The organism is Actinokineospora enzanensis DSM 44649 (assembly GCF_000374445.1).
In the GTDB taxonomy this organism is placed as follows: Bacteria; Actinomycetota; Actinomycetes; order Mycobacteriales; family Pseudonocardiaceae; genus Actinokineospora; species Actinokineospora enzanensis.
Map to the genome: position 1 here is coordinate 134,419 of NZ_KB894406.1, position 16,293 is coordinate 150,711.

Sequence of the window (16,293 nt, forward strand, 5' to 3'; positions counted from 1 at the left end):
GTGGGGCTAGTGGTGCGAGTCCAGGTTCAGCTTCATCAGGTCGCGCCGGGACGAGATATCCAGCTTCCGGAAGATCTTCCGCAGGTGGTAGTCCACCGTGCGGGGACTGATGAACATCTCCGCCGCCACCTCCCGGTTGGTGGCCCCCCGCCCCACCGCCCGAGCCACCTGCATCTCCTGCGGCGTCAACCCCTCGGCCACCCCGACGGAAACCCCACCCACGGACTCTCCGGCGGCCCGCAACTCCGCCCGAGCCCGCTCGGCCCAGATAGGCGTCCCCAACCGGGCGAACGCGTCCATCGCCGACCGTAGATACCCCCGAGCCGCCCCCCGATGCCGTCCCCGCCGCAAGAACTCCCCATACAGCAACTCGGTACGCGCGTGATCGAACGGCCGATCCGCCAAAGCGTGCAACCGCAAAGCCTCCCGATAGTGTCCCGAGGCTTCCTCGGCGGAACCGGCCACCAACGCCTGACTTCGTGACGCGAGAGCGGTCAGCTCGGCCGAACCGACGGACTCGGCCCAACTCAGGTACCGCCCGACGAGTCGTTCCCCGACCTCGGGCGCCCCCGCTCGCACAGCCGCCTCGACGTGATCGGGCACCGCGCTCACGGCCATCACCGGACTGCCGGGAACCGGCCCGGAACCGTCCAACTTGGAGAAAGCCACCAAGGCATCCGCCGACCGGCACTCGGCCAGGGCCAACAGCCCCAACGACCGCTGCGCCACGTCGGCCACCTTCACCAACCGACGCGGCACAGCCTCGGACAGGGCCTGCTCGGCCATCCGCCGCGCATCCGGCCCCCGGCCGCGCAAGCCGGTGGCCGTGCTCAACAAGGCCAGATGCAGACTCGCCGAGTTCCGTCGACCGGTCTCCTCCGCCAACCGGAGCCCCTCGTCGGCGAGCGCCTCCGCGGCCGCGTACCGGGCCCGGCTGATCTCGTCCGGTACCAGGTATTCCAGCGTCAACGCCAGTGTCCCGGCAGCCCCGAGAGCGCGAGCACGAGCGACAGCACGGGCCCGCAGACGAGCCGACAGCCCGTACTCGCCGACCGCCCACGCCATGCCCCCGGCCGCGAGCAGCAGTTCGGGATCGTCGGAGGACTCGACCTCCACGAGCGCGGCCGTCACCGAGTGATGGTGGGCGGCGTGCGGCGCCAGGAACGTGTCCAGCAGGAACGCCATCTGACGGTCGGCGGGCTGGTTCAGCTCGGGCAACGACCGCAGGCTCTGGGCGAGGGCGTCCATCGCCTCCGGATGCGCGGCCGTGAACACCGCCTCCCGGGCCAGCAGCAGGATCTTCAACGCCAGCGTCGGATCGACCGACACGGCCTGACGCGCGGCGGGGACCAGGATCGACACCGATTCGGCAGGCGAACCGGCGCGCAGCTCGACCGAGCCGCGCAGGTACTGAGCCTCCAGGCCGACCGTGCCGCCGGGGGAGAGGGCCCGCACGCGGTCCAGCAAGGCCAAGGTCGTGGTCGTGTCCCCGCCTCGCCAGGCGGCCTTGGCGGCGTCGGTGAGGCGGCGCGCGCGGGCATCGACCTCGTGGCTGAGTTCGGCGGCGCGTTCCAGGGCCGCCGCTGCCGCGAGGTAGCCGGAGCGGTGCAGGGCCTCGGTGGCGGAGCGTTCCAGCTCGATGGCGACTTCCTCGTCCGGACCGGCGCTGGCCTTGGCGCGGTGCCAGGCGCGGCGTTCGGCGTGCGTGGGGTCGTCGGCGAGGGCTCGGGCCAGGGCGTCGTGGACGGCACGGAGAGTGTCGGGCGGGGCCGAGCCGTAGAGGGCGGACAGCACCAAGGGGTGACGGAACGACAGCGCGTCGTCCTCCAGCCGCACCAGGTCCGACACCTCGGGGGAGCGCAGCACGCCCGGGTCGACGCCCAGGTAGCCCGCGGCGCGTTCGACGGCGGCGATCCCGCTGGTCCCGGCGGCCGCGGCGACCAGCAGCATGGCCGCGTCGGGACCGATGCGGTGGATGCGGTCGAGGAAGGCGCGTTCGAGACGGCCGGTGAGCGGCAGCCCGTCGCCGTCGAGACGGTCCGCCAGCTCCAGCAGGGCCAGCGGGTTGCCGCCGGTGTCGCGGACCAGGGTGGGCAGCAGGGCGGCGGAGACGCGGTCGCCCAGCAGCTCGGCGGCGGTCGCGTCGTCGAGGCCGGTGAGGTGGAGCTGCCGGAGTCCGGCGGCGTCGATGTCGCGGCCGGTGTCGTCCCGGACGGCGAGCAGCATGGTGATCGCCTCGGCCTCCAGGCGGCGGCCGACGAAGGCGAAGGCGTCCTGGGAGGCGGCGTCGCACCACTGGGCGTCGTCGATCACGATGAGCAGGGGTTTCTCGACCGCCAGCTCCGACAGCAGGGTCAGCGCGGCGACCGAGACCAGGAACGGCTGCGTGGGCGGTCCGGACGCCAGCCCGAACGCGACGCGCAGGGCGTCGGCCTGCGGGTCGGGGAGGCTGTCGACGCGGTCACGGACGGGGAGCAGCAGCTGGTGCAGCGCAGCATAGGTGAGCGTGGACTCCGACTCGACGCCGACCACGCGCAGTAGCCGGGTGTCGGGCGCGGTGGCCGCCGCGGTGGTGAGCAGGGCCGACTTGCCGATGCCCGCCGCACCCCGCAGGACCAGCGCGGACCCGCGGGCGTGCCGGGCCTGCCCGATCAGCCGACCGATCGCGGCCAGCTCGACGGTCCGGCCCAGGAACATGACCACCGATCCTACCGGTGATCGGACCGGCACGGACTGGTGATGTGCGTGGTGCGTACCGGCGATCACCGCCCGTAACGTCGGTCGGAGTGACGCGGACGGCGCACCCCATGCGCCGCCCCCCGGCGGCTCGTCCCCCCAAGCGCGCGCCGGGGCCCGGCAACCCCCAGGCGCCGTCCGCGTCACGTCCGCAGCGGGTGAGAGGAAGGTCCGAGGGTGTCCCAGAACCGGGCGGCGGGCGCGCCGCCGCCATTGGAGCGGCACGTGCTGGTCATCGCGGGGGTGGTCGCCCTCGGCGCGATCATGACCGTGCTGGACTCGACGATCGTCAGCGTCGCCATCCGCGCGCTGTCCGAGCAGTTCGGCTCGCCGCTGGCCACCATCCAGTGGGTTGCCAGCGGCTACCTGCTGGCGCTGGCCGCGGTCATCCCGCTCACCGGCTGGGCCGCCGAGCGGTTCGGCGGCAAGAACCTCTGGCTGTTCTCGCTGGCGTTGTTCCTGGTCGGGTCCGTGCTCTGCGGGCTGGCCTGGTCGGTGCCCAGCCTGATCGTGTTCCGGGTGATCCAGGGCATCGGCGGCGGCATGGTGCTGCCCGCCGGGCAGGCGCTGTTGGCGAGCATCGCCGGACGTGAGCGGGTAGGCCGGGTGATGAGCCTGGTCGGTGTGCCGCTGCTGCTCGGGCCGATCCTGGGCCCGGTGGTCGGCGGCGCGCTGGTCGACTCGTTCTCCTGGCGCTGGATCTTCTTCGTGAACATCCCGATCGGACTGATCGCGCTGCCGCTGTCGATGAGGCTCATCGACCGCACCGAGGGCAGGCCGGGCCGTCGGGTCGACCTGTTCGGCCTGCTGCTGCTCTCGCCCAGCCTGGCCCTGCTGGTCTATGGTCTGTCCACTTTGGTCAGCCCGGGTCCGGTCCCGGCCGCGGTGCCGATCATGCTCGGGGCGGGCGGGCTGCTGCTGGTCGGGTTCGTGGTGCACGCGCTGCGGGCCGAGGCGCCGCTGCTGGATCTCAAGCTGTTCGCCGACCGCTCGTTCACCTCGGCGAACCTGGTCAACGTGCTGTCCGGCGCGTCCATGATCGGCGCGATGTTCGTGCTGCCGCTCTACTACCAGACCCTGCGCGGCGAGTCCGCCCTGGTCGCGGGCCTGCTCACGGCCCCGCAGGGGATCGGCGCGGCGATCTCCATGCAGGTCGGCGGCAGGCTGGTGGACAAGGGCAAGGCGGGCGTTGCCGTGCTCGTCGGCTCGGTCCTGATGGCCGTCGGCTACCTGGCCTTCGTCCGCGACCAGGAGAACGCGAGCTACCTGCTGCTGTCCGGCGCGCTGTTCGTGGTCGGCCTCGGCGTCGGCCTGACGATCACGCCCGCGATGTCGGCCGCCTACCGGACGCTGCGCCGCGAGGCCATGGCGGGCGCGACGGCGGTGCTCAACATCGTGCAACGTGTCGGCGGCCTGCTCGGCACCGCGCTGTTCGCCGTGTTCCTCCAGTACCGGGTGTCCGACCTGGTCGACGGCGACACCATGCTCGGCCGACAGCCACCCCCGGCCGCGCGTCCCGGCATGACCACCGCGTTCGCCGAGACGTTCTGGTTGCCGCTGGCCTGCGCCGCGCTGGCGATCCTGCCCGCGCTCGCCCTGCTGGCCGCCAACCGGCGCGCCGCCCGGGAGCAGGCCGCGCAGGGTGACCGGAAGGCGGACCCGAAGGAGATGCCGCAGCCCCGATCGGATGGCGACGGGCCGTCGGTCAACGCCAAGTCACTGCGCGGCTCGGGCACGACCCGCCGCTGAACCAGGATGACGACCGATGGCTGGTGCGCCCACATCTGGACCGGTGATCGCGGTGTCGTCGTCCGCGCCCGCACTGACGCCTTGGTGGGGTTGCGGTTGCCAGGTCGGGAACGATGCCGGGCGGGGACGTGGGGGTGGGTGGCGGGAGGAATCAGGCACGACCGAGGGAGCGGAAGCCGGGGTGCACGCCGGGCGACAGTCCGGCGTGCGCGGCCAGTCGTATCAGCATGTCCACCAGCTGCCTGCGTTCCTCGGTGCTCAGCGGCGCGGTCACCTCGTCCTCGTGCTCGGCCATCGCCCGACCCACCGCGTCCACGGTCCGCTCGCCCAGCTCGGTCAGCGACACCGTGCGCACCCGCCGGTCGTGCGGGTCCCGGCCGCGAGCGGCCAAGCCCAGGTCCTCCAGCTCGTCCACGAAGGTCACCACCCGGCTGGGCTGCAGCCCGAAGTGCCTGGCCAGCGCCTGTTGACTCTGCCCAGGCGACTGCCGCAGCCACCACAGCACCCCCAGCTGCGGCGGGGTCACCCCCAGCCGGGTGGTGCGGTCGGCGAACCGCTGCGCGACATGGGTCCCCAGCTGGGTGAGCAGGAAGGCGGCACCGCCGCGGGCCTCGGGGCGCGCGTTCGCGGGCGGCGCCTCGCTCGTCTTCTCCACCACAGGCCGATGGTAGCCCGTAGTCATCAGAACTGAATAATATCGGACATGTAATGGTTCTATCGGTGGAATGATGCGTAGTGTGAAACCATCGTGACCCACCGGATCGGCCGGTCCGGTCGACGTGCGAGACCCCGGGGTTCGTCGAGCTGAGGGAGTGGTCAGGGTGTCCGTGCAGGTACAGGACGTGAAGGTGGTGCGCTGGCCTGCCGAGGCAAGCACCCTGGACCGCTACCGGGAGGAGGGCGCGCTGCGCCTGCTCGTCCTGGAGGGCAAGGCCGAGCCGCCGATCACCGCCGACGTCAAGGAGGACTGGGTCCGGCTGCCGGTCAGCAAGGCCGACCTTCTTGCCCGTATCGCCGCCCTCCGCGCGCGGGCCGACGTGCACGTGGTGCCCCGGGTCGACGAGGGCGGCGTGCTCCGCTACGGCGGCCGCGCGGTGGCCATCTCCCCGGTCGGCGCGGGCGTGCTGGCCCGGCTCGCCCAGGACTTCGGCGTGCTGGTGCCGCGCGAGGTGCTGCAGCACTGCCTGCCCGGCAACGCCGAACAGCGCAACGCCCTCGACCTGCAGATCATGCGGCTGCGCAGGCGGATCCGGCCGCTCGGACTGGCCATCCGCACCGTCTGGTGCCGCGGCTACCTGCTGGTGGCGCAGAGCGCGACCGAGGGCCCCGGCAGGCGCGACCCGCTGGACGAGGTGGCCGGGTTGGCCGCCGAGCGGGCGGGCTGACCCGTGGCCACGCTGGTGTCCTTCCACGCCCACCCCGACGACGAGGCCATCTGCTGCGGCGGCACGCTGCGCAAGGCCGCCGCCGACGGCCACCGGGCGGTGCTGGTCGTCGCCACCCGGGGCGAGCTGGGCGAGGTCGTGCCGGGCGTGCTCGAACCGGGCGAGTCGCTCGCGTCCCGCCGGGTCGCCGAGACCGAGGAGGCCGCGCGGCTGCTCGGCGTGCACCGCGTGGAATTCCTGGGCTACCGCGACTCCGGCATGATGGGCGCGGCCACCAACACCGAGCCCGGCGCCTTCTGGGCCGCCGACCTGGACGAGGCCGCCGAGCGGCTCGCGGCGATCCTGCGCGCGGAGGCCGCCGACGTGCTGACCGTCTACGACAGCCACGGCGGCTACGGGCACCCCGACCACATCCAGGTCCACCGCGTCGGCCTGCGCGCCGCCGACCTCGCCGGAACGCCCCGCGTCTACCAGCAGACCGTCAACCGCGACCGGATGCGCCGCGGCCGCAAGGCCTTCGCCGCTCGGGCCGTCCAGGCGGGCATGGAGCTGCCCGGCCCGGCCGACGAGGAGTTCCTGGACACCTTCGGCTCCCCGGAGTCCGAGATCACCGCCGCCATCGACGTGTCCGCGCACGCCCTGGACAAGCGCGCCGCCATCCGCGCGCACGCCAGCCAGGTGAGCGAGAAGTCCGTCTGGCTGGCCATGCCGGAGGAGGGCTTCCGCTTCGCCTTCGGCACCGAGTTCTACATCCGCGCGGGCCAGGGGCCCGGCATCACCGAGACCGACCTGTTCGCCGGACTGCCCGGCTGACCGGGTCACCGATCCCAGCGCACCCGGGATCGGTGACCCACGACGGGCGGACCGCGGACCAGCACCCTGGAGACACGCCCGCGCGTCCCGCGGGCGGCAGGCGACAGCGAGGGAGTCGACCCGTGAACCCCGACCGGACCCTGCTGCTAGTCGGGCACCCGACGGAGGCCGTCCGCACGGCCAAGGAACTGGGCCTCGGGGTGATCCTGCTACAGCACAAGAGCAAGTTCGAGCCCGCCCAGGCCGAGCTGGCCGACGAGACGTTCCTGGTCGAGTACACCGACTGGACCGTCAGCGGCCCGCTGGCCGAGTTCGCGCACCGGCGCTGGGGCTTCGCCGCCGCGGTCTCGCTCACCGACCCGGGGCTGGAGATCGCCGGTCGGGTCAACGACCGCTACGGCCTCGGTGGCACCGGCTACGACGTGAGCCACCTGCTGCTGAACAAGGCCGTCATGCGGGAACACCTGCGGGACAAGGGTTTTCGGGCGACCATCGGTTTCGAGCTGGTGCGTGACGAACGCAGCCTGCTCGCCTTCGGCGCCGACCACGGCTACCCGTTCATCGTCAAGCCCACCGACACCGCGGGCGGCTTCGGCGTCAAACGGGTCGACGGGCCCGCGGACGCGGCGGCGCTGTGGCAGTGGATCGCGCACACCCGCGAGCACGGCATGGACCGCGGCCCGGCGGCGCTGTTCACGATCACCGACTTCATCATGGAGGAGTTCGTCGACGGCCCCGAGTTCAGCGTCGAGTCGTTCAGCTTCGGCGGCAGGCACATCGTGGTCGCGGTGACCGAGAAGGACATCGCCCCCGGCCACTTCGCCGAGCTCGGGCATACCCTGCCCGCCCGGATCAAGCCGGAGCTGGAGTCCGAGATCGTCGCCGTCACCACCGAGTTCCTGGACACCGTGGGACTGCGCGACGGCGTCAGCCACACCGAGATCCGGTTCGGCGCCGACGGGCCGGTCGTGATCGAGGGGCACAACCGCGGCGGCGGCGACCGCATCCTGGACCTGGTCCGGTCCGCGTATGGCATCGACCTGGTCGGCTATGCCCTCGGCTGGCCGTTCGGCCTGGTCGAGCCGTTGGCCGAGCGGCCGACCCCGAACGGCGGTGCGGCGGTGCGGTTCCTGCACGGCGAGTCCGGTGTGGTCGGTGCGATCGCGGGGGTCGACGAGCTGAAGGAGCGGCCGGAGGTGATCGCGGCCGAGACGTATGTGTCGGTGGGCAGCCGGGTCGGCCCGCTCCAGGACGACTTCGACCGGTTCGGCCTGGTCGCGGTGTCCGGCGCGGACTCGCACGCGGCCGCCACCCAGTGCGAGAAGCTGATCGCCGAGTCCGTGCGCATCACCGTCGAGGCGGAGGTGGGCGCGTGAGCACCCTGATCCTCGATCGCGCCGACGGCCCGCTGCCGCCCTACCGCGACTGGCTGGACGACGGCGACGACCTGATCCTGTTCACCGACCGCGCCGCCGACGACATCCCGACGCACTACTCGGCCGTCCGCACGTTCGCCGACTACGCCACGTCCGGCGCCGTCGAGCTGGCCGCTCTCGACCAGCCGGTCACGGCTTTGGTCGCTCTCGCCCCCGCCGACGCGATCCGCGCGGGCGCCCTCCGCGACCACCTGCGCCTGCCCGGTCAGGGACGGGCCGCCGCGATCGCGGCCGTGGACCTTCTCGTGCAGCGCAAGCGCTTGAGCCGTGTCGGTCTGCCGGTCGTCCCGTACGGACAGGTCGACCGTGCCGCCGATCTGCACTGGTACGCCCATCTCTGGGGCTACCCGCTGCGCGTGCGGTCCACTCGCGACCGGGGTTGGCCGGTCCTGGCTCGACTGTCCACCGAGGACGAGATCACCGCGTTCGCCGCCGCCACCTTCACCCCGGACCTGCGTTACCTCCCGGGTCTGGTGGCCGAACCCGGCACGATCGAACCCGCTGTCCGCTACCGGGTCCCCGGCCCAAATCTCGTCCATGCCGCCATCGACGCCCTGCCCGACCCGGGCGGGCCACCCGTCGTGCACGTGGTCCTGTTCGACGGCGAGCCGCACGTGGATGTCGTCGACACCTGGGCGTCCGGCCGTGACGCCGCCCGACAGCAGGCAGGTCTCGCGATCGAGGAGGTGACCGGATGAGCGTCCTGATCCTGCACCTGCGCAACTCCCTCAAGGACACCCCCTACGACCGGTGGCTGGCCGACTACGACGGCGACCTGCTGCTGCTCGCCTCCCGCGAGCACCTGGAGCTGGGTGGCGAGGAGCTGCCCGGCCCGGACAGCGGCTACACCCATGTCGAGGCGATCAGCGGCTACCAGTTCGGCGGCGGCGTCGAGGCCCGCGTGCTGGAACTGGCCCGGAAGTACGACATCCGCCACATCATCGCCCCGCAGGAGCAGGACCTGGAGCGCGCGGCTCGCCTGCGCGAGATCCTCGACCTGCCGGGCCAGCGGTACGAGAGCGTACTGCCGTACCGCAACAAGATGCTGATGAAGGACACCGTGCGTGCCGCCGGGGTCGAGGTCGCCGCGTACCGGGACCTGGAATGCGCACTCGACCTGCTGACCTTCGCCGACGAGCACGGCTACCCGGTGGTGGTCAAGCCGCGCGACGGCGCCGGGTCGCTCGGCGTGCGGATCCTGCGCACCCCCGAGGCGCTGCACGCGTTCCTCGCCGACGAGGGCGAGCCGATCATCGGCGGGCACGGCAACCTCAAGGTGGAGAACTTCGTGTCCGAGACCATGTGCCATGTGGACGGTCTGGTCGTGGACGGTCAGATGATCTACGCCTGGCCCTCGCAGTACCTCTACGCCCTCGCCGCCTTCCAGGGCGACCGGGGCGGCAGGCTGGACGTCACCCTCGACGCCGACGACCCGCTGACCCCGCGCCTGCTGGACTGCGCGGACAAATGCATCGCCGCGCTGCCCGCACCCCGCGACTTCGCCTTCCACGCGGAGATCTTCCACACCGAGGACGACCGGGTCGTGCTCGGCGAGATCGCCTGCCGTACCGGCGGCGCCGCCCAGCGCGACATCCAGCGCGCGCTGTTCGACATCGACCCGACCGAGGCGTGGATCCGCGCCCAGGTCGGCCTCCCGCTGCCGTTCACCCCCGGCGCGCCCCGGCTCGTCCCGCTGACCCTCACCGGCCAGCTCGCCCTGCTCAAACGGCCCGGCGTGGTCGAGGAGATGCCAGGGGAGCCGCCGTTCGACTGGGTGCGCAAGCAGAACCTGTTCATCCGCGCCGGGGACGTGCTCGACGAGCCCGCCTACGCCGCGGACTTCCTGGTCACGTACGTGATCGCCGCGCCGACCCGCGCGGAGAGCGTCCGCCGCATGCGCGAGCTGGAGGACTGGTTCCTCGGCGCGCTGCGGCTGGGCGCGGGCGGCGTGGAGCCCACGGCCCGCCGGGCGCGCCTGGCGGGCATGAGCGAGGGGACCGGAAATGCCCGATGACCGCCGCTACGCCACCCGCCTGGAGGAACTGGTCGGCCGCACGCCGCTGGTCCGGCTGTCCTATCCGGACGTCCCGGCCGAGACCAGGCTGCTGGCCAAGCTGGAGCTGTTCAACCCGATGTCGAGCGTGAAGGACCGTCCCGCGTTGCACATGCTGGTCGCGGCCGAGCAGGCCGGGCTGCTCGACCCGGCGGGCGGCACGGTGGTGGAGTACTCCTCCGGCAACATGGGCATCGCACTGGCCGGGCTGTGCGCGGCGCGCGGCCACCGGTACGTGCTGGTCATGCCGGACAACGCGACCGAGGAGCGGCGCGGCATCGCGCGGGCGTTCGGCGCGGAGCTGGTGACCACCCCGCACGAGGAGGGCCTGCCGGGCACGATCGCGCGGGCGGAGGCCGTGGCGGCGTCGATCCCGGGCGCGTGGCTGGTGAACCAGGCGTTCAACCCGGACAACACGGCCGCGCACTACGACACCACCGGCCCCGAGGTGTGGGAGGCGACCGGCGGCGAGGTCGACGTGCTGGTGTGCACGGTCGGCACCGGCGGCACGTTGACCGGGATCGCGCACTACATCAAGGAACGTCGGGACCTGCACGTGGTCGCGGTCGAACCGGCCAAGTCGCCGGTGCTGTCCGGGGGCGAGCACAGCATCCACCGGATCCCGGGGATCGGGCCGGGGTTCGTGGCCGAGGTGACCGACGTGGGCAGCATCGACGAGATCATCACCGTGTCCGATGAGGACGCCGGTCTGGCGACGAAGGAACTGGCCGCGAAGGCGGGGATCTTCGTCGGGGTGTCCGCGGGCGCGGCGGCGTTCGCGGCCCGTGTGGTGGCGCGGCGCCCGGAGTTCGCGGGCAAGACCGTGGTGACCGTGTTCCCGGACACCGGCGAGCGGTATCTGTCCATGTGGGAGTCACTGGGGGAGGAACAGGCGTGAGCGGGTTCGCTTCGGCGTTACGGGAACGTCGCCGGATGATCGGCACCTGGGTCGTCACGGACAACGCCATCGGCGCGGAATCGTTGGCGGGCCTGGGTTTCGACTTCCTCTGTGTGGACGGTCAACATGGACTGTTGGACGAACGCGCCTGGCTGACCGTGTTGACGCACATCGCCACCCGCGACGGCGCCGTGGGCATCGCCCGCGTGCCGGGCAACGACGCGGTGACCATCGGCCGGGCGCTCGACCTGGGCGCCGAGGCCGTCGTGGTGCCGATGATCGACAACGCCGCCCAGGCCGCGGCGGCCGCCCGTGCCTGCCGCTACGTGCCCGAGGGGAACCGCAGCTACGGGCCGATGCGGGCGGAACCGCGCGGCGCAGGCACGCCCGCCGAGGCGAACGGCCGGGTCGCCTGCGTGGTGATGATCGAGACCGCCGAGGCGCTGGCCGACATCGACGCCGTCTGCGCGGTCGACGGGATCGACGGTGTCCTGGTGGGACCGTTCGACCTCACCCTGGCCCTGGGCGGCACCGGTTTCGGCGACCCGGCCGTCGCCGACCGCCTGACCGAGGCCCTGGACCGGGTGGCTGCGGCCGCCGAGCGGGCCGGGATCGCGGCGGGCGTGCACTGCCCGGACGCGGCCACCGCCGCCAAGCGCCTGGCGGACGGATTCACCTTCGCCACCGTGTCCTGCGACCTGATGCTGCTGGAGGAGGCGGCGACCGCGGCATTACGCGGCGTGCGCGGCTGATCCCACCCGCGCGGGACCGTCGGCCCATGACGCGGGGAAACGACCGGACGAGCATGGTCCGCAGACCCAGTCTGGCGAAAGGACACACCGTGGCAGGCTTCGACATCCACCGGATCGGCGGCCGTATCGGCGCGGAGGTCGTCGGCGTCGACCCCGGTGGCCCGCTCGCCGACGACGTCGTCCGCGACCTCAACGCGGCCCTGCTGGCGCACAAGGCGTTGGTGTTCCGCGGCGCGAACCTCACCGACGAGTCCCAACTGGAGTTCGCCGCCCGCTTCGGCCCGCTGACCAAGGCCCACCCGACCGGCGTGCCCTCGGTGGACGGAAAGCCGGAGGTACTGCCGATCGACGGCGACGACCACCGGGCCAACCACTGGCACACCGACTGCACGTTCGTGCGCACCCCGCCCAAGGCCAGCACCCTGCGCGGCATCGTCATCCCCGCGTACGGCGGCAACACGCTGATCGCCAACCAGGCCGCCGCCTACCTCGACCTGCCCCGCGAACTGCGCGAGCTGGCCGACAAGCTGTGGGCGGTGCACACCAACGACGCAGGCCAGCCACTGCTGTCGACCGACCGCGCGGACGAGTACCGCAAGATGTTCCTGGCCACCATCTACAAGTCCGTCCATCCGGTCGTCCGCGTGCACCCGGAGTCGGGCGAGCGCGGCCTGTTCGTCAGCGGCTTCGCCCAGCAGCTGGTCGGGTACTCCATCAGCGAGTCCCGCGCCATCCTGGACATGCTCCAGCGCTACGTCATCCGCCCGGAGAACGTCCTGCGCGTCCGCTGGACCCCGGGCGACCTCGTCCTGTTCGACAACCGCAACACCCAGCACTACGGCCCCGACGACTACGACGACCAGCCCCGCATGCTTCACCGCGTCACCATCGCCGGGGATGTGCCGGTCGGTGTCGACGGCGGCAAGAGCTACCTGCTCGAAGGCGACGACGCCGCGCACTACACACCCCCGGTGGAATGACGACAGCGAGGACCGCATGACCAGATCGTTGGCCGACCGCCTGGCCCTGCCGTCCATCCGCGGCCACGGCGGCCTGGTCGCCGCCCTCGCCGTGGACAGCGTCGGCACCGGCCTGTTCATGCCCTTCGGCGTCGTCTACTTCCTCTACACCACGGACCTGACCCTGCCCGTGGTCGGCGTCAGCCTCACCATCGCCCGCCTCCTGGCCATCCCGATGTCCCTCGTGGTCGGCCCGCTGATCGACCGCTACGGCGCCCGCGCGGTGCTGGTGTGGGGCAACCTGGTGGGCGCGGCGGCGTTCGCGGGCTACCTGTTGGCCGACACCGTGTGGCTGGTCGTCGTGGTGACCTTCCTGGCGGGCGCGGGCCAGAGCACCTTCTGGACGGCGATCCGCACTCTGGTGGGAACGGTGATCCCGGCCCCACAACGCACGAGCTGGTTCGCCTTGCAGTCGATGACCCGCAACGCGGGCTTCGGCCTGGGCGGTCTCATCGGCGCGGTCGCGGTGGGGTCGGGCAGCCAGTGGGTGTACTACCTGTTCGCGGGCCTGAACGCGGCCAGTTTCGTGCTGGCGGCTTTTCTGGTGCTGCGGTGGCGGACTCCGGATGCGGCGGGGGAGTCCGCTCGACAGAGTGGGTCGAACCCGTTCGGGGGCTATCGACAGCTGGTCCGAGATCGTGCCCTGGCGATGGTGACCGCGGTGAACCTGGCGTTTGTCATGTGCGCCAACGTTCTCACGATCCTGTTGGTCGTCTATGTGACACAGGAGCTGCACCAGCCGCCGTGGGTGGGCGGTGCGTTGTTCACGGTGAACACGGTTCTGGTGTCGACGACCCAGACTCTGACTACCCGGGCCCTGCGCGCCTTGTCCCATCCGGCTGTGTTGCGGTTGGCGTCGGTGCTGTGGGCGGGGTCGTTCGCGTTGATGTGGTTGATGTCGGTGGTGCCTGAGTGGATGGTGATCCCGGGGATGTTCATCGCGCTGGTGACCTTCACGGTGGCGGAGATGGCGCAGGATCCGATCCTGAACACACTCCTGTCGGAGATCTCCCCACCCGGCATGACCGGCCGCTACATGGCGGCGTTCCAGTTGTCGTGGAGCTTCGGGGGAGCGGTGGCGCCGTTCCTCCTCACCTGGCTACTCTCCCTCGGCCTCGCGACGACCTGGCTCACCATGATCGTGATCTGCCTGGCCGCCGTCCTGGGCACCACCCGCCTCAAGCTCCCGACCACGGAACCCGGTCAGGCAAAATCCGGTTAACCTCTCGCTTGCCACCCCCTGGCCCGCCTGTCCCTATCGTGCCGATGTGACCCACCTGAGCTACCTGGAAGCCATCGTGGTCGGCGCGTTCCAGGGCGTAACCGAACTGTTCCCGGTCTCCAGCCTGGGCCACAGCATCCTCATCCCGGCCATCATCGGCGGCCGCTGGGCGGAAGACCTCTCCGTCTCCACGCCGGAGTCCCCCTACCTGGCCTTCATCGTCGGCCTGCACGTGGCCACCGCCGCCGCGCTGCTGGTCTTCTTCTGGCGGGACTGGGTCCGCATCGTCGGCGGCCTGGTCTCGTCGGTCCGCCACCGCCGGGTCACCACGCCGGACGAACGCCTGGCCTGGCTGCTCATCATCGGCACCATCCCGGTCGGTGTCTGCGGCCTGCTCCTGGAACACCTCTTCCGGACCACCCTGGGCAAACCCATCCCGGCCGCCGCGTTCCTCATCACCAACGGCCTGCTCCTCCTCCTGGGCGAACGCCTTCGCCGCCGCACCGAACCGCAGGCCCCCGCGCCGACCGACCAGGACACCCGGCTGAGCACCATGACCACCAAGTCCGGCCTCCTCATCGGCACCGCCCAGGTACTGGCCCTCCTGCCCGGCCTGAGCCGCTCCGGCCTCACCATGATCACCGGCCTGGTGCGCGGTCTGTCCCATGAGGACGCCGCCCGCTTTTCCTTCCTGCTTTCCACCCCGGTCATCCTGGCGGCGGGCCTGCTCAAGATCCCCGACCTCTTCGGTCCGCTCGGTGCGGGCATCGGTGGTCAGGTCATCGCGGGCAGCATCGCCTCCTTCGCCTCCGCCTACCTGGCCGTCAAATATCTCACCGCCTACTTCCACTCCAAAACCCTCACCCCGTTCGCCATCTACTGCGTCCTGGCCGGAACGGCGGCACTGACATGGCTATCGTTCTCCTGACCACCGGCGGCAACACGAAAAGAACCGGCGAGCCGTCCGGCGCGACAACCCCTTCACCCCCACACTGACCCAGTGCGAAAACGCATCATCCTTCTGGCCCTGGCCGCGGCCATCCTCGCCACCACCCTCTTCGGCCTCCCCCTTGCCCTGAGCATCGCCAAGTACTACCTCCACAACGAACGCGCGGAACTCGAACGCGTAGCCGCCCGGGTGGCCATCTCCCGCACCACCATCCCCGCAGAGTTCCAAGACGACACCATCGCCTGGTACAGCCCATCCGGCATCCGCACCCTCGGCTCCGGCCCACCCACCGCCGACCAGGCCGTCCAGGAGGCAACCGAGCACAACGAGGTGACCCACCACACCACGACCACCGAAATGGTCGTAGCCGTCCCAGCGGAAACCGGCACGGTCCGCGTCGCCACCCCCATAGGCGAGGTAATCCGCCAGACCGGTCTCACCTGGCTGGCGATGACCGTCCTGGCCGCGCTGGCCCTGACCCTCTCCTGGCTGGCGGCCCGTCGCATGGCCGCCAGACTCGCCCACCCGCTCGAAACCCTCACCACCGCGGCCCGATCCCTCGGCAATGGCGACTTCACGGTGCGAACCGCTCGAACCGGCATTCCCGAAATAGATTCCGTAGGCGCCTCCCTCGATTCCACCGCCCACCGCCTGGGCGAAACCCTCGACCGAGAACGCGCCTTCTCCGCCAACGCCTCCCACCAGCTCCGCACCCCCTTGACCGGCCTCCGCCTACAACTGGAGTCCGCCCTCCAAGACCCCCACACCGACCCCTACGACACCATCCGCGCCTGCCTGGAGACCACCGACCGCCTGGAGCGCACAGTCGACGACCTCCTCACCCTCGCCCGCGCAACTCCCACGGCCGCGGAAACCGACCTCCCCACCCTCCTGGCCGAGACCCGCACCGCCTGGGAGGCCCACCACGACCGCCCCCTCCACATCACCGCCCACGGCGCCCCCGACCCCCACGCCTCCTCCGCCGCCGTCCGTCAGATCCTGCAGGTCCTCCTCGACAACGCCCAGACCCACGGCACCGGCGCCGTCACGATCACCGCCCGCGACGCGGGCGAGACCCTCGCCATCGACGTCGCCGACGAGGGCGCCTTCCCCGACCTGGACCCGTTCGCCCCCGGCGACGGCATCGGCCTCCCGCTCGCCCGCCGTCTCGCCGAGGCCGAGGGCGGCCGCCTGGTCCTGGCCTCGACCACCCCGACCAGGTTCACCCTGCTCCTGCCGACCCACTAGTGGTGCGACCCGGGACGTCGACCGCGTCTCGAC

At 71.7% G+C, this 16,293-nt stretch carries 14 protein-coding genes; 12 read left to right on the forward strand and 2 right to left on the reverse strand.

Going from position 1 to position 16,293, the window contains the following annotated elements; genetic code table 11:
- Positions 1 to 6: 6 nt before the first annotated feature.
- Positions 7 to 2,697, reverse strand: a complete 2,691-nt coding sequence (locus C503_RS0107520; RefSeq protein WP_026316059.1) for a helix-turn-helix transcriptional regulator — start codon at positions 2,695 to 2,697, stop codon at positions 7 to 9.
- A gap of 216 nt (positions 2,698 to 2,913) precedes the next feature.
- On the opposite strand from C503_RS0107520, the gene C503_RS0107525 reads away from it, so the two are divergent.
- On the forward strand, positions 2,914 to 4,485 hold the full coding sequence (locus C503_RS0107525; RefSeq protein ID WP_018681573.1) for an MDR family MFS transporter: 1,572 nt from the start codon (positions 2,914 to 2,916) through the stop codon (positions 4,483 to 4,485).
- A gap of 151 nt (positions 4,486 to 4,636) precedes the next feature.
- On the opposite strand, the gene C503_RS0107530 is transcribed toward C503_RS0107525, so the two are convergent.
- Positions 4,637 to 5,143, reverse strand: coding sequence for a MarR family winged helix-turn-helix transcriptional regulator (locus C503_RS0107530; protein WP_018681574.1), 507 nt, complete (start codon positions 5,141 to 5,143; stop codon positions 4,637 to 4,639).
- A 163-nt stretch (positions 5,144 to 5,306) separates the two neighbouring features.
- On the opposite strand from C503_RS0107530, the gene C503_RS38480 reads away from it, so the two are divergent.
- The 11 genes from C503_RS38480 (at position 5,307) to C503_RS0107585 (ending at position 16,260) form a co-directional block, all read left to right on the forward strand.
- Positions 5,307 to 5,870 carry a helix-turn-helix domain-containing protein gene (locus C503_RS38480; protein ID WP_245572426.1) on the forward strand — a complete coding sequence of 188 codons (564 nt, stop codon included), beginning with the start codon at positions 5,307 to 5,309 and terminating at the stop codon, positions 5,868 to 5,870.
- A gap of 3 nt (positions 5,871 to 5,873) precedes the next feature.
- On the forward strand, positions 5,874 to 6,683 hold the full coding sequence (locus C503_RS0107540; RefSeq protein WP_018681576.1) for a PIG-L family deacetylase: 810 nt from the start codon (positions 5,874 to 5,876) through the stop codon (positions 6,681 to 6,683).
- A 122-nt stretch (positions 6,684 to 6,805) separates the two neighbouring features.
- Positions 6,806 to 8,059 carry an ATP-grasp domain-containing protein gene (locus C503_RS0107545; RefSeq protein ID WP_018681577.1) on the forward strand — a complete coding sequence of 418 codons (1,254 nt, stop codon included), beginning with the start codon at positions 6,806 to 6,808 and terminating at the stop codon, positions 8,057 to 8,059.
- Positions 8,056 to 8,817 carry an ATP-grasp domain-containing protein gene (locus C503_RS0107550; RefSeq protein WP_018681578.1) on the forward strand — a complete coding sequence of 254 codons (762 nt, stop codon included), beginning with the start codon at positions 8,056 to 8,058 and terminating at the stop codon, positions 8,815 to 8,817. The genes C503_RS0107545 and C503_RS0107550 overlap by 4 nt, the downstream gene beginning before the upstream one ends.
- Complete coding sequence (locus tag C503_RS38485) at positions 8,814 to 10,133, forward strand: ATP-grasp domain-containing protein (protein ID WP_018681579.1); 1,320 nt, start codon at positions 8,814 to 8,816, stop codon at positions 10,131 to 10,133. Before C503_RS0107550 ends, C503_RS38485 begins: the two co-directional genes overlap by 4 nt.
- The gene (locus tag C503_RS0107560) at positions 10,123 to 11,070 is read left to right on the forward strand and encodes a PLP-dependent cysteine synthase family protein (RefSeq protein WP_018681580.1); all 948 of its coding nucleotides are present in this window, start codon (positions 10,123 to 10,125) and stop codon (positions 11,068 to 11,070) included. Before C503_RS38485 ends, C503_RS0107560 begins: the two co-directional genes overlap by 11 nt.
- Positions 11,067 to 11,822: an HpcH/HpaI aldolase family protein gene (locus C503_RS0107565; RefSeq protein ID WP_026316060.1), complete on the forward strand. Its 756-nt coding sequence runs from the start codon at positions 11,067 to 11,069 to the stop codon at positions 11,820 to 11,822. The genes C503_RS0107560 and C503_RS0107565 overlap by 4 nt, the downstream gene beginning before the upstream one ends.
- Before the next feature lie 53 nt (positions 11,823 to 11,875).
- Complete coding sequence (locus tag C503_RS0107570; RefSeq protein WP_051114769.1) at positions 11,876 to 12,802, forward strand: TauD/TfdA dioxygenase family protein; 927 nt, start codon at positions 11,876 to 11,878, stop codon at positions 12,800 to 12,802.
- A 16-nt stretch (positions 12,803 to 12,818) separates the two neighbouring features.
- Positions 12,819 to 14,063, forward strand: a complete 1,245-nt coding sequence (locus C503_RS38490; protein WP_018681583.1) for an MFS transporter — start codon at positions 12,819 to 12,821, stop codon at positions 14,061 to 14,063.
- A 46-nt stretch (positions 14,064 to 14,109) separates the two neighbouring features.
- Positions 14,110 to 14,991, forward strand: coding sequence for an undecaprenyl-diphosphate phosphatase (locus tag C503_RS0107580; RefSeq protein WP_018681584.1), 882 nt, complete (start codon positions 14,110 to 14,112; stop codon positions 14,989 to 14,991).
- 72 nt (positions 14,992 to 15,063) lie between these two features.
- Positions 15,064 to 16,260 (forward strand): sensor histidine kinase, encoded by a 1,197-nt coding sequence (locus C503_RS0107585; RefSeq protein ID WP_018681585.1) that lies wholly within the window; start codon positions 15,064 to 15,066, stop codon positions 16,258 to 16,260.
- The last annotated feature ends 33 nt before the right edge of the window (positions 16,261 to 16,293 follow it).